Here is a 13,303-nt window from a genome sequence, read left to right as displayed (position 1 = left end):
CTCGGCCCTAGATCGCCATCGAGGCCGCGGTGGTCGCGGGCTCGAAACACAACAGGAGAAGTGACATGGCTAACATCGGTTCCTTCAAGAAGGTCGGCAATGATTTCCAGGGCGAGATCGTCACCCTGAGCCTGCAAGCCAAGGGCGTCCGCATCGTCGCCGAGACCAACCGCTCCAACGACAACGCCCCCAGTCACCGCATCTACGTGGGTCGAGCCGAGATCGGGGCCGCCTGGTCGAAGCGCTCGGAGGAGGGCCGTGATTACCTCTCGCTCAAGCTCGACGATCCCTCGTTCAACGCACCGATCTACGCGAACCTGTTCGACGACGAAGGCGGCGAGGGCTACACCCTGCTCTGGTCGCGGCCCCGCAAGAGCGGCGAGTGACTCCTTACAAAGGCCCCGTCCGATCCGCTCGGGCGGGGCACATCTAAACCCAATCAAATCCCTGGCCGCCCCGGAGTCACCCATGATGCTCGTGCGGCGTCTCGGGCCGGCGCGTGGACACTTGGACCCGCTTGTGGCCTACTTTTTGGTGGCGGCTGTGTCTGGCGCTCGCCGGTTGGCTGCGCCTATTTGGCGCGAACTCTCTTAGGCATCCGCTTTAGGAATTCATCAGGCTCGACATCTAGCTTGTCGGCAAGGCGGCCAATGACCTTTATGCTTACGTAATATACGCCCTTTTCTAGCTGGCTCAGATAGCTTCTGCTTATCTCAGCTTCTAGAGCAAGTTCGTCCTGAGACAATCCCCTCGCATTGCGTAGACGACGCAAATTGGTGGCGAATGTCTCCCGCAAATCCATGCGGGCAAAGATGCCGCTTGTTCAGTATATTGCACCTCGATATACTTAACAAAGTGCGCTTCTATGAACCGTTAGACGAGAGATTCCGCGACTGTACGATCATGCAAACCCCGCAGCTCGATCCTCCTTTGGCTGACTTGGCTCCTGCAGAGCCAGCGCTGACACCTTATGATGAGCAGCACGTTGTGACGTACTTGCGGCTCTTGCAGGCTGATAACGAGGGAGCCGACTGGCGGGAAGTCGCACGAATAGTCCTGCATATCGATCCGGATCGCGAGCCGGACCGTGCGCGCAATGCACACCAGAGTCATCTCTTGCGCGCCAAGTGGATGACCGAACAGGGCCGTCTTCTCCGCGGCGCAGGGTCGGCTTAGTAGATCGCCGTCCAGGGACAACTATCAGGGAAAGAATGTTCTCCGGGCGATAGGTGGACACTCTAGAGCACCACGTGGTGCCAAATTAGGGTCTTCCCACAACCGCTTCGATCATAATTATTGCGCCGCAATCTTGGTTAGCTGCGTGCAATGGGGCGGAAGCAATGCCTGAGTTCGACTGGCGATCGCCGGAATCCTACAGGAGCCTTCAAGACGCTGAGATCACCGACATCGCCTGGGAATGTCTTCGTCGCAACGCAGACTATCGACGCGAATACGAAGCGATGATCTCTCGTAGTCCGGATGGCGATGTGACCGCCGAGTTCAGGAGGAAATGGGGCATCTGCTTTCGCCCATGATTCGCTGAGGTCTTTCCAAAAACAGACGATCTTCTGGGCGCCCGAGGTTCTGCCGGCTGTCGTGCCCGTCGCCGTGACCGCGACCCCTGTCGGCATTGACGCAGTGGTTGGGCCGTTGCTCGATCTCGAGGTTGGCCAAGTGCGCCGGGCAGCTGACGGCTGGCATGCGGTGCTGCGGATCGGCGCGGTGGAGCATCGGGTGTGGTCGAGAGATCCTCCGGCTGTCGGCGCTTGCTATGTTGCCGAGCTGCCGTTTGACGGTGATTTCGAGGAGCGCGCCTATGCTGCGCGACGGCTGTCGCGCGCGATGAACGGGCGCAGGGCGGGGCCTGCATTTCGTGAACTGTCCGGGCAGAGGCGCGAGCGCCTGAGCAAGGCTCTTCGTGCTCTCGATGCGCACAGTGCTGGCGGATCCTACCGCATCATAGCCGAGGCTTTGTTCGGCAGAACGCGCATCCCCGAGCGTGCATGGAAGACGCACGATCTGCGCAACAGGACCATCCGTCTCGTGCAGAGCGGTCTCGCATTGGTGCGCGGTGGCTATCGCCGGCTTCTGCGATCCGGGCGCAGGGACGAATAGCGCTTCGGCCCGGGGTGTCGAAAATCACCCCCTGGATCTTCGGCATCCCCCTCCGACACCGCGCTTCTCCATGATGACCGCATACCCGCCGGCGCCGCCATTCGTGGTGCGCTGTCATCCTGGAGCTTTCAAATGCCCGATCCGACGGCCGGTCTGCCACCGCGATTCCTGCGCACCCCGGAGGCTGCGCGTTACCTCGGCCTCTCCGGTCGGACGCTCGAGAAGCACCGGACTTACGGCACGGGACCGACATATCGGAAGATCGGCGGCCGCGTCGTCTATGCGCTGGACGATCTGAAAGCCTGGGCCGATCTTGGCGCCAAAACGTCGACGTCTGACCCCGGCAAGGGGACTGTGCTGCCGGCCAAGAAGCACCCCGCGCTGCGCCCCTATGCGGGCCAGGAACGTCGCTGATTGCTGCGTGAGAGTATTGACCATGCGGCGCAAGCACCATTCCGAGCGCGAACAGCTTGAGCTCTTTCGGGCGCTGCCAGGCGACCTCGCGCCGCGCGACGCGCAGGATCTTATGACTTATCCGTTCTTTTCGCTGGCAAAGACCAAGCGGACCGTGCCCATCGATTTCCGGGCGGGTGCGATCGCAATTCGCGTCGAGGCCGTGCCAGAGCATGGCATGGCCACCATCTGGGATGCAGATGTCCTGATCTGGGCTGCCTCCCAGATTGTCGAGGCCCGTGACGCCGGCTTGAAGACGTCGCGCCTGATGGCTGCAACGCCATACGAGATTCTGACGTTTGTCGGACGCGGAACAAGCGTACGGGACTATGATCGGCTGAAGGCCGGCCTCGACAGGTTGCAGTCAACCACGGTGCTGACCTCGATCCGTCAACCTGCAGAGCGGCGGCGGCATCGTTTCTCCTGGATCAATGAATGGAAGGAAACGGCCGACGCGAACGGACGTCCGTTCGGCCTCGAGCTGATCCTGCCGGATTGGTTCTATGCGGGCGTCATCGATGACGCGCTCGTGCTGACGATCGACCGCTCCTATTTCGATCTGACGGGCGGCCTCGAGCGCTGGCTTTACCGCCTCGTGCGCAAGCATGGCGGCCGGCAGGAGGGCGGCTGGAGCTTTGATCTCGTGCATCTCCATGCCAAGTCCGGCAGCCTCTCGCCGCTCAAGCATTTTGCCTATGACGTGCGCCAGATTGTCGGCCGACAGACATTGCCCGGCTACGAGCTCGTGCTCACGCGCGACCCGAACGGTGCCGAGCGACTGAATTTCGCGCCCTTAGCTGTTGATCCCTTAACGGCCCGCTTGCGCCGGCGCGGTCTCGTTCCAAGTTCGGAGGACAGCCTGTGAATCCGCTCGTGCTATCGGGGACCGCAACCCTCGTGCCATCGGGGACGCGATCCTCGTGCCATCGGGGACCGGAATCGAGCTTAAGAGCTTGTTTCTCCGCGCTTTCCAGCCGCTCTAACTCTACTAACCAGAAATCCTTCGGATTTCTTCTAACGGACCAGGCCGCAAAGCGCGTGCGAAGTGGCCGGCAAAGCCGGTCCGGCCGTCCCGCGGGCATTCGCAAGTCGTACCGGCACGTCCCCGCCGCTCAAGCGCTCGGCTCCCGGTTCGAACATAGGGGAGCGGCAGCATGAGCGATCCCACCGAAGTGGAAGTGCTGTGGCTCGACAAGCGGATTGAAAATCGGATTCGGTTCGGTCGGATTGCCGGGGAACGGAACCTTGATCGCCACCGGCGTGTCCTGTCATTTGCGCCCGGCAGCATCTTTGGGTTCGTTCGCTGGACGTCCAATGATTTTGGGACCGTCATTTCGCGCATCGACATCCTGCGCGCGGTTGCATCGGGTCATCGCTGCTCGACCGTTCCTTATGTGACGCCGGGTGGCGAAATCCTGCTGCGTCTGTCCGGCTGGCCGAAGGTCGAGCGCGTGCTGCAGATGATCGATGCCGTTGAGGCCCTCGGCATCGATCCGGCTGATGTCGCGCCTGATCATTGGCATCACGTTCATAACCGCCTGTCCGTCAACGAAAACCCGCGTCCCTACACGAAAGCACGGCATCAGGCCTGGCTCCATCGCCAGAAGGTGATGCGATGACGGGCCGCATGAAGACGCTGAGCGTGACGATTGGGGTTGCTGCTGCGCTCGTCGCGACGATCGTCCTGGAGCCGCTTCCGCTCTACATCTGGAACGCATCGGCGAGCGTGCCGATCGGTCTCTATCGCCTGCGACCGGCGGACCAATTCGAAGTCACTGAATTGGTCGCCGTGCAGCCGCCGGAGCCGCTCGCGACCTTCCTCGCCCTTAACGGCTATTTGCCCGGCGGCGTCCCCATGCTGAAGCGTGTACTTGCCCTTCCCGGGCAGAGTGTTTGCAGAACCGGCCCCACGATTTCGGTCGACGACGTCGCGGTGGGCGAGGCGAGGGATTACGACGGACGCGGCAAGCCGCTGCCGAAATGGCAGGGCTGCCGCGTCGTCGGCGATGGCGAACTGTTTCTGATGAACTGGCAGTCGGACGACTCTCTTGATGGCCGGTATTTTGGATGTCTTCCGGCATCCAGCGTCATCGGCCGCGCTATGCCGGTGTGGACGTGGGAGGAGTGATCGTGCGTGTTCGACCTGTTCTCCTCGCCGTTCCCTTGTTCGATCGATTGCGGGATCATTCCTCCGTCTCGATCGATGTCAAGGCTGGCCCGGGCCCGACCGCGTGCTTGGGTCGGTTGGGCACGCGCGTTTGTGCTGTCGTGCCCCTGGTGCTTCTTCTAACCGCGTTTGGCGGTGGTGCTTGGGCCCAGAGCGGTTCAGCCGCTCAGCCGACGATCAGTCAGACCGCTCACTCACTTGCCGGCTTCATCAATGAAGCCTCTCAACGCTTTGCGATTGCGCCGAACTGGATCCGATCAGTCCAAGGCATCGAGAGTGCCGGTGACGTGCACGCCAGATCGCGAAAAGGCGCAATGGGCCTAATGCAAATCATGCCGGCGACCTGGGCGGAACTGCGCGAGCGCTACAATCTCGGGAACGATCCCTACGACCCCCACGACAACATTCTGGCTGGCACGGCGTACTTGCGCGAACTGCTCGATCGGTACGGCTCGCCTGGCGTGTTTGCAGCGTACAACGCGGGACCAACTCGCTACGAAGAGTATCTCGCCGGTGGTTCTCTGCCGGACGAGACGCGCGCATACGTCGCAAGGCTTGCAGATCTTCTTGCCATCGAATTGCCGTCGAGGTGGACGTCCAGCGGGCGATCATCAGCAGCCGCGGCGCTATTCGTCACGCGATCCGATCTCATGAAAACGCGCGATCGATCGCTTGCTCTCATGCCGCCGGGCGGTGTGACGACCGCAATCTCGGCGCCCGGTGCTTCCCCCATGGTTCCCCGGCCTGTTGGCGTGTTCGTCCCTCGATCGGATTCGGGGGGATCGCAATGACCTGGTGTAGGGGTTTGCAGATCTTGGCGTGCTCGATCAAGCAAGTAACACGTGCTGATGGCGTATGGGCGATGCCTTCGGCCCGCGCTCTACTCGTCGCTTCGCTCCTCACCGAGCCACCCTGCGGGTGTCTCGGCCCTTCGGGTAACGATCGCTATCGCAAGTGCTCGGAAGCAGTCGGGGGCGGCCGGGGGAGGACGACGGCAGGACGGCGAGATAAAAGGGGCTCGCCTGTCGAACCGCAAGCCATTGGCATGGCTTGGGTTCTGGCGTGCCGGTCGGTCGGGGCGCGTGCCGCGCCCTGCATTTTGATGAATGCAATCAAAGGCGTTTTCGGCACTGTGTGCGTTTTCGATCGTTGGGAGGCCCTGCCGTGAGCGTGGGCGACAGCGACCTGCGTATTCGGCCGGGCCGCATCCGCAGCACACGCGCGCCTAAGCCGAAGAGCTTCATCAACCAGGTGCTGCGGGCGGCGAAGAAAGCCGGACACACGTCGGGTCAGACAGGGTCGGGCAGACGTTCGACTGCTTATGGACGTTCGACGTTCGGCCGCGGGCGCCTCGCCTTTAGCCGCGCCAGATTGTTCAGCCCGACGCGGCGCGTCGTGGTGAAGGCGCGGTTGGTTCGTCATAAGGGGCGAGCCTTCCGTTCAGCGCCACTCACGGCCCACATCTCATATCTTAAGCGCGACGGCGTGACGCGGAGTGGTGAGCGGGCCGAGATGTTCGGTGAGGACCGCGACCGCGCCGATAGCGCGGCTTTCGCCGAACGGTGCAAGGACGACCGGCATCATTTCAGGTTCATCGTCTCGCCGGAGGATGCCGGCGAGATGACCGATCTGAAAGCCTTCACCCGCGATCTCGCCAGGCAGATGGAGACCGATCTCGGCACGCGGCTCGACTGGGTGGCTGTCGATCATTGGAATACCGACAATCCTCACGTCCACCTTCTCGTTCGGGGCGTAGATGAGGACGGGGCGGACCTCGTGATCTCCCGCGACTATATCAGCCGGGGCCTGCGCTCGCGCGCCGAGGAACTGGTCGGCATTGAACTCGGTCCAAAGCCGGAGCACGAGATCCGCAATTCGCTGGAGAGGGAGGTCACCGCGGAACGATGGACGCGGCTCGACAGGGAAATCCGACTGGCGGCTGATGAGACCGGCTACATCGATCTTCGCCCGGAGAATCCCGGCAAGTCCGATCCGGAGATCAGGCGCCTGATGGTCGGCCGCCTTCAGCACTTGGAGAAGATGGGCCTTGCCGCACCCGCCGCGCCAGGGGAATGGATGGTCGGGCTCGAGGCCGAGCGCAGCTTGCGTGACCTCGGTATGCGCGGCGACATCATCAAGACCATGCACCGCGCCTTCATCGAGCGTGGAGATGAGCGCGGCGTTGCCGATTTCATCATCGAGGGAGGGCAGCCGACGGCTCAGATTATCGGACGGCTGGTCGACCGCGGATTGCATGACGAACTGACCGGCGAGGCCTACGCTTTGATCGACGGAACAGACGGACGGGCGCACCATGTGCGCTTTCGAGGGCTCGAGGCTTTCGAACATGCACCGCCGGTCGGCGGCATCGTCGAGGTTCGACGCTTCGGTTCGGGCGGCGATCCGCGACCGACCGTGGTGCTCACAACCCGTTCCGATCTCGATCTGGGTGGGCAGGTCACGGCTAAAGGAGCGACCTGGCTAGACCACAGGCTGGTTGAACGCGACCCCATGCCGCTCGCCATGGGGGGATTCGGCCGCGAGACCCGCGACGCCATGGAAGCCCGTACCGAGCATCTGATCCAGGAAGGCTTGGCGCGGCGGCAGGGCCAACGCATCATTTTGCAGCGCGACCTCCTGAACACGTTGCGCCGACGTGAACTGGACGAGGTGGCCGCAAAGGTCTCGGCCGACACCGGCTTGCCTCATGTGAAGCCTGACTCCGGGGAGCATGTGGCGGGCACCTATCGCCAGCGTCTGACGCTCGCCTCGGGACGCTTCGCCATGATCGAAAATGGGCTCGGCTTCCAACTCGTGCCCTGGTCGCGCGAACTCGAGAAGAGGCTCGGCCAACACGTCACCGGTGTCGTGAAGGACGGCGGTGGCATCGAATGGGGTTTTGGTCGGAAGCGCGACCTCGGCCTGTAGGTACCTCGCCAATTCAGTTGCGGAAGGACGCTCGGAATGTCCGGAACCAAAATACTCTGGGGGCAGGTGATCGTTGTCGGCCTTATCGTCTTGCTGGCCATCTGGGGAGCAACCGAGTGGACGGCCTGGCGACTCGCCTACCAGCCCGAGCTTGGGCGGCCTTGGTTCGAACTGTTGGGCTTCAAGATCTACTATCCGCCGATCTTCTTCTGGTGGTGGTTCGTCTACGATGCCTATGCGCCGCAGGTCTTTGTCGAAGGCGCCTTTATCGCAGCATCGGGAACCGTCGTTTCGATCGCGGCGGCGATCGGCATGTCGGTCTGGCGGGCGCGCGAAGCCAAGAACGTTGAGACCTATGGTTCGGCGCGCTGGGCCGATGCGGAAGAGGTTCGAGCGGCCGGACTTCTCGGTCCGGATGGTGTGGTGCTGGGCAAGCTGGACCGCGACTACCTCCGCCATGACGGACCGGAACACGTATTGTGTTTTGCGCCCACCCGGTCCGGAAAGGGTGTCGGCCTCGTCGTTCCTTCGTTGCTGGCTTGGCCCGGCTCGGCCATCGTCCACGACATCAAGGGCGAGAATTGGCAACTGACCGCGGGCTTCCGCTCGCGGCATGGCCGCGTCCTGTTGTTCGACCCCACCAATTCGAAGTCGTCGGCCTACAATCCGCTGCTCGAGGTCCGGCGCGGGGAATGGGAGGTCCGCGACGTCCAGAACGTGGCCGACGTCCTGGTCGACCCCGAGGGCTCGCTCGACAAGCGGAACCACTGGGAGAAGACCAGTCATTCGCTCCTGGTCGGCACCATCCTCCACGTTCTCTATGCCGAGGCAGACAAGACGTTGGCCGGCGTCGCCGCCTTCTTGTCCGATCCGAAGCGGCCGATCGAGATCACGCTGAAGGCTATGATGACCACGCCGCACCTTGGCGAGCAGGGCGCTCATCCCGTGGTCGCCTCGACCGCGCGCGAACTCCTCAATAAGTCCGATAACGAACGCTCCGGCGTCCTCTCCACCGCGATGTCGTTCCTCGGGCTTTACCGCGATCCCGTGGTGGCCCAGGTGACCCGCCGCTGCGATTGGCGGATCGCCGATCTGATCGCCGATAGCTGCCCTACGACGCTCTATCTCGTCGTGCCGCCCTCCGATATCTCACGAACCAAGCCGTTGATCCGCCTGGTGCTGAATCAGATCGGCCGACGTCTGACCGAGGATTTGCACGCCCGCGATCGCCGGCATCGAATCCTGATGATGCTTGACGAGTTCCCGGCACTGGGGCGGCTCGATTTCTTCGAGTCCGCGCTCGCCTTCATGGCAGGCTACGGCATCAAGAGTTTCCTGATCGCTCAGTCGCTCAATCAGATCGAGAAGGCCTACGGGCCCAACAACGCCATCCTCGACAACTGTCACGTCCGCGTCAGCTTCGCGACCAACGACGAGCGGACGGCCAAGCGGGTTTCCGACGCGTTGGGCACGGCGACCGAGATGCGGGCGATGAAGAACTACGCCGGTCACAGGTTGAACCCATGGCTGGGGCACCTGATGGTCTCACGGCAGGAGACGGCGAGGCCGCTGCTGACCCCGGGCGAGGTCATGCAGCTTTCACCGATGGACGAGATCATCATGGTGGCAGGGACGGCGCCGATCCGGGCGAAGAAGGTCCGCTACTACGAGGATTTGCGGTTCACCGAACGGGTTCTGCCGCCGCCTGATCCGGCGACGGCCGGCCGATCATTGCGAACGGACGGATGGTCAGCGCTCGGAATGCCGATGCCGACGGGAAGTCCAACTGGCAAGCCGGCGGAGGCCGAGGAGGACGCGGCGAACAGCGGGCTCCGACGTGAGCCCGAACTCCCCGATCACGTCGCAATCGTCAAAGAGGCGACCGAACCGACACCGGCAGAAGAATTTGCTGCCGTTCTCGATGATGACGGCGATGCAGTCCGTCAGTCCCGGCTCATCCGCCAACAGATGCGCGGTGTTGCCCGTCAAGTCGCCCTGGACCCAAATGACGGTATGGAGCTCTGAGGCGATATGCGCGACCGGATGAATGTCTATTTCCCGCCAGAGCTTCTGAAACAGATCTCGGAGCTTGCCGATCGCAAGAAGCTTTCTCGGTCTGCGATCGTGGAAGCTGCGGTCGCTTCGTTTCTGTCGCCGGATGGAGCGGACAGGCGGGAGGCAGCGTTCACCCGGCGCCTCGACCGGCTGTCGCGTCAGATGCAGAGGCTCGAGCGCGACGTTGGGTTGACGGCGGAGACCTTGGCTCTGTTCATTCGGTTCTGGCTGACTATCACGCCGCCGCTACCCAACGACGCGCAGGCGGCCGCGCAGGCAAAGGGTCGGGAGCGCTTTGAAGGATTTGTCGAGGCGCTCGGGCGTCGCTTGCAAAAGGGACAGAGCTTCCTGCGCGAGATTCCAGAAGATATCCGCCGTCAGGAGCCGGCCGAAGATGCTTAATTGAACCCATAGAAAGACCCTTTCGCCGGTCCTTCTTTTTCTTCGCTAGCCTACGCCCGCAGCGATTTAGCTGAACTGACGAAAAGCTGGTCACGCTATCGGCTTGCGCGAGCTGACAGCAACAGGGGCCAGCATGCAGATTTCAGGGGCATGGCGCCTCACCGCGCGCATATTTCTCCCGTTTGCGGTTGGATACTATCTTTCGTACCTGTTTCGAACGATTAATGCTTTGATCGCCAGTCATCTCAGCTCCGACACCGGGCTTGGGACTGCCGACCTCGGGTTGCTTACGTCAGTCTATTTCCTTGTGTTCGCGGCGGCTCAGATCCCCGTCGGCATCTTGCTGGACCACTTTGGTCCGCGCCGCGTCCAGAGTGTTCTGCTCTTGCTCGCAGCATTGGGCGCCGGACTGTTCGCGGTATCGACCGGTTTCCTGTCGCTTCTGATCGCGCGTGCAATGATCGGGCTTGGCGTGGCCGCGGCGCTGACGGCAGGGCTGAAGTCCATCGTCCTTTGGTTCCCCAGGGAACGAGTTGCCTTGCTGAACGGCTACATGATCATGCTGGGATCACTTGGAGCGGTGACTGCTACGGCTCCCGTCGAACACCTACTCGCTTGGATGGGGTGGCGGCAGCTCTTTGAGATTCTGGCGGCCGCCACCGGTGCGACGGCCGCTCTCATCTATGTTGTGGTGCCTGAACGAGGCATCGCCCTGTCAACAGCGTCCACCAGCCTGAGCTCTGTTTTCAGCGATGGAAGGTTCTGGCGAATGGCCCCGTTATCGGCGACTTGCATTGGATCATCCTGGTCTCTGCAAGGTTTGTGGGCGTCGCCGTGGTTGATGGACGTAGAAGGGTTTGATCGCGTAAGTCTCGTCAGACAGCTCTTCATGATGTCGATCGTACTTAGCGGTGGTGCCTGGTTGTTCGGTATGACGGTCCATTGCATCAAGCGAAGGGGAATCGGGGCGGAGACAGTATTGGCGCTGATTGCAGTACTATTTATCGCAGCTGAGTTTGCCTTGATCCTGCGAGCGCCTCTGCCATCCATCTTGCCCTGGTCTGTTGTCGCAATTGTCGGAACGGCAACGGTGGTCAGCTTCGCGGTGATAGCGGATTACTTTCCGCCGGAGCTTGCCGGTCGTGCCAACGGCGCCTTGAACGTTTTGCACTTTGGTTGGGCGTTTCTGGCACAATACGCGACGGGTCTTATCCTGGAGCAATGGTCTGCGAATGATGGCCATAGGCCCGTCCAAGCCTATCAAGTCGCGTTCGCCGTCAATGTAGCCCTGCAGATCGCGGCCTTGGTCTGGTTCGCGTTGCCTTGGCGCCGATCCGTCGCATCATGGATATTCAAGCCGACCGATGGTTCCTACGCTCTCGAGACAGTGGGGATGTATGAGAATTCAGTGATCCTCATACCCGTGGATGATGGTGCGGAGTGGTGAGCAGTATCTCACAGCGAACGAATACGACTAAGTAGGCTTCAAAGATCAGTCCTCAGTCTTTCTTTTTCTACGCCAGTCTACGATCACCGAACCCGCTTGTTGCGCCAAGTCCGTCGGTGCCTTTTCTAATCATCCCCACATGAGGACGCTCGTTGGACGTCCTCATTCGGTGGGGGCGAACAGTGGTAATCCATTCCATTCAATCGGAAGCGAGTTCGCGCGGTGCGCGAATGTTGCGTAGCGCGCTCGGCTCCGCGATTGCCGGCTACCTCGAAGATGAAGCGATCATCGAGGTGATGCTCAATCCGGATGGGCGGCTGTGGATCGACCGGTTGTCGAACGGCCTGATCGACACAGGCGAAACTCTGTCGGCCGCGGATGGCGAACGCATCGTTCGTCTGGTTGCGCATCATGTGGGCGCCGAGGTGCACGCCGGCGCGCCACGGGTTTCGGCCGAACTGCCCGGGACAGGCGAGCGCTTCGAAGGTCTCTTGCCTCCGGTCGTTGCAGCACCGGCCTTTGCTATCCGCAAGCCCGCCGTCGCCGTGTTTACGCTCGACGATTACGTCGCCAGGCGCATCATGACCTTGGAGCAGGCCAAGACCCTGCAGAACGCGGTTGCCGCACGGAAGAACATCCTCGTCGCTGGAGGGACATCGACGGGCAAGACCACGTTGACGAATGCGCTTCTGGCCGAGGTGGCGAAGACCTCCGATCGGGTCGTGCTGATCGAAGACACCCGCGAGCTACAGTGCAGGGCGCCCAATCTCGTTGCGCTGCGGACCAAGGACGGTGTGGCGACGCTGTCGGATCTCGTCCGCTCGTCCCTCCGACTGCGTCCTGATCGCATCCCGATCGGCGAAGTCCGAGGTGCCGAAGCACTCGACCTCCTCAAGGCCTGGGGCACCGGCCATCCCGGCGGCATTGGTACCATCCATGCCGGGACTGCGCTCGGCGCGCTGCGGCGGCTCGAGCAACTCATCCAGGAAGCTGTCATCACGGTTCCGCGCGCCCTGATCGCCGAGACCATCGACCTCGTCGCCGTGCTGGTGGGACGCGGTGCTGACCGCCGCCTCGCTGAGCTCGCCACCGTCTCAGGGCTGGGTGCCACCGGCGACTACAGCCTTTCAACAGCAGGAGACTGACATGCGTCAGCAATTTCGCTTTCTTCGAGGTGCATCGTTGGCCGCCTACGGCACCATGCTTTTGGCAGTTCGGCCCGCATGGGCGGCTGGCTCGAACATGCCGTGGGAGCAGCCACTCAATCAGATCTTGCAGTCAGTGGAGGGGCCGGTCGCAAAGATCATCGCGGTCATCATCATCGTCGTGACCGGCCTAACGCTCGCGTTCGGGGATTCCTCGGGCGGTTTCCGCAGACTGATCCAGATCGTGTTCGGTCTGTCGATCGCGTTTGCGGCCTCGAGCTTCTTCCTGTCGTTCTTCTCCTTCGGCGGCGGCGTGTTGATCTGATGGATGACCCGGTCGCAGGTTTTGTCGTGCCCGTTCACCGCGCACTCACCGAGCCGATCCTGATGGGAGGTGCGCCGCGATCGGTCGCGATCATCAACGGCACGCTTGCGGCAGCCCTTGGTCTGGGGCTGCGGCTCTGGATCGCAGGTCTGGTCCTCTGGTTCATCGGCCATATGGCCGCCGTCTGGGCCGCCAAGCGCGACCCCGCTTTTGTCGATGTGGTGCGCCGACATCTGCGCATCCCCGGTCATCTCAACACCTGAGTT

Annotated in this window: 17 protein-coding genes; 16 read left to right on the top strand and 1 reads right to left on the bottom strand. The window is 62.2% G+C overall.

Features of this window, described 5'->3' with window-relative positions:
• Nucleotides 1-65 precede the first annotated feature (65 nt).
• Nucleotides 66-386 carry a DUF736 domain-containing protein gene (locus TSA1_RS09135; protein WP_027562526.1) on the top strand — a complete coding sequence of 107 codons (321 nt, stop codon included), beginning with the start codon at nt 66-68 and terminating at the stop codon, nt 384-386.
• Nucleotides 387-571: 185 nt separating this feature from the next.
• On the opposite strand, the gene TSA1_RS09130 is transcribed toward TSA1_RS09135, so the two are convergent.
• Complete coding sequence (locus TSA1_RS09130) at nt 572-802, bottom strand: helix-turn-helix domain-containing protein (protein ID WP_100176065.1); 231 nt, start codon at nt 800-802, stop codon at nt 572-574.
• A gap of 101 nt (nt 803-903) precedes the next feature.
• Here TSA1_RS09130 and TSA1_RS40615 point away from each other — a divergent pair, with 101 nt between their 5' ends.
• The 15 genes from TSA1_RS40615 (at nt 904) to TSA1_RS09055 (ending at nt 13,300) form a co-directional block, all read left to right on the top strand.
• Entirely contained in the window at nt 904-1,176 is a 273-nt protein-coding gene (locus TSA1_RS40615; protein WP_100181045.1) for a DUF2285 domain-containing protein, read from the top strand.
• 164 nt (nt 1,177-1,340) lie between these two features.
• Entirely contained in the window at nt 1,341-1,535 is a 195-nt protein-coding gene (locus tag TSA1_RS09120; RefSeq protein WP_100176064.1) for a transcriptional regulator domain-containing protein, read from the top strand.
• Between the two features lie 115 nt (nt 1,536-1,650).
• Nucleotides 1,651-2,115, top strand: a complete 465-nt coding sequence (locus tag TSA1_RS09115) for a DUF2285 domain-containing protein (protein WP_347338521.1) — start codon at nt 1,651-1,653, stop codon at nt 2,113-2,115.
• A gap of 132 nt (nt 2,116-2,247) precedes the next feature.
• Nucleotides 2,248-2,529 (top strand): helix-turn-helix transcriptional regulator, encoded by a 282-nt coding sequence (locus TSA1_RS09110; RefSeq protein ID WP_100176062.1) that lies wholly within the window; start codon nt 2,248-2,250, stop codon nt 2,527-2,529.
• Between the two features lie 22 nt (nt 2,530-2,551).
• Entirely contained in the window at nt 2,552-3,433 is an 882-nt protein-coding gene (locus TSA1_RS09105; RefSeq protein ID WP_100176061.1) for a replication initiator protein A, read from the top strand.
• Nucleotides 3,434-3,722: 289 nt separating this feature from the next.
• Nucleotides 3,723-4,187 carry a DUF2840 domain-containing protein gene (locus TSA1_RS09100; RefSeq protein ID WP_100176060.1) on the top strand — a complete coding sequence of 155 codons (465 nt, stop codon included), beginning with the start codon at nt 3,723-3,725 and terminating at the stop codon, nt 4,185-4,187.
• On the top strand, nt 4,184-4,696 hold the full coding sequence (locus tag TSA1_RS09095; RefSeq protein WP_100176059.1) for a S26 family signal peptidase: 513 nt from the start codon (nt 4,184-4,186) through the stop codon (nt 4,694-4,696). Before TSA1_RS09100 ends, TSA1_RS09095 begins: the two co-directional genes overlap by 4 nt.
• Entirely contained in the window at nt 4,636-5,526 is an 891-nt protein-coding gene (locus tag TSA1_RS09090) for a lytic transglycosylase domain-containing protein (protein ID WP_245448172.1), read from the top strand. Before TSA1_RS09095 ends, TSA1_RS09090 begins: the two co-directional genes overlap by 61 nt.
• A 373-nt stretch (nt 5,527-5,899) precedes the next feature.
• Entirely contained in the window at nt 5,900-7,663 is a 1,764-nt protein-coding gene (locus TSA1_RS09085) for a relaxase/mobilization nuclease domain-containing protein (RefSeq protein ID WP_100176058.1), read from the top strand.
• A gap of 36 nt (nt 7,664-7,699) precedes the next feature.
• Nucleotides 7,700-9,688: a conjugal transfer protein TraG gene (locus tag TSA1_RS09080; protein WP_100176057.1), complete on the top strand. Its 1,989-nt coding sequence runs from the start codon at nt 7,700-7,702 to the stop codon at nt 9,686-9,688.
• A gap of 6 nt (nt 9,689-9,694) precedes the next feature.
• Nucleotides 9,695-10,120, top strand: coding sequence for a ribbon-helix-helix domain-containing protein (locus TSA1_RS09075; RefSeq protein WP_100176056.1), 426 nt, complete (start codon nt 9,695-9,697; stop codon nt 10,118-10,120).
• Between the two features lie 133 nt (nt 10,121-10,253).
• Nucleotides 10,254-11,567 (top strand): MFS transporter, encoded by a 1,314-nt coding sequence (locus TSA1_RS09070; RefSeq protein ID WP_100176055.1) that lies wholly within the window; start codon nt 10,254-10,256, stop codon nt 11,565-11,567.
• Between the two features lie 230 nt (nt 11,568-11,797).
• Nucleotides 11,798-12,712, top strand: coding sequence for a P-type conjugative transfer ATPase TrbB (trbB, locus tag TSA1_RS09065; protein WP_174718828.1), 915 nt, complete (start codon nt 11,798-11,800; stop codon nt 12,710-12,712).
• A 1-nt stretch (nt 12,713) separates the two neighbouring features.
• Nucleotides 12,714-13,037 carry a TrbC/VirB2 family type IV secretion system protein gene (locus TSA1_RS09060; protein WP_100176053.1) on the top strand — a complete coding sequence of 108 codons (324 nt, stop codon included), beginning with the start codon at nt 12,714-12,716 and terminating at the stop codon, nt 13,035-13,037.
• Nucleotides 13,037-13,300 carry a VirB3 family type IV secretion system protein gene (locus tag TSA1_RS09055; protein ID WP_100176052.1) on the top strand — a complete coding sequence of 88 codons (264 nt, stop codon included), beginning with the start codon at nt 13,037-13,039 and terminating at the stop codon, nt 13,298-13,300. The genes TSA1_RS09060 and TSA1_RS09055 overlap by 1 nt, the downstream gene beginning before the upstream one ends.
• Nucleotides 13,301-13,303 lie beyond the last annotated feature (3 nt).

Origin of the sequence: Bradyrhizobium nitroreducens (assembly GCF_002776695.1) — a bacterium.
Lineage (GTDB): Bacteria > Pseudomonadota > Alphaproteobacteria > Rhizobiales > Xanthobacteraceae > Bradyrhizobium > Bradyrhizobium nitroreducens.
The sequence above is the reverse complement of the archived record's forward strand: the minus strand, read 5'-3'. Positions and strand labels throughout refer to the sequence as shown.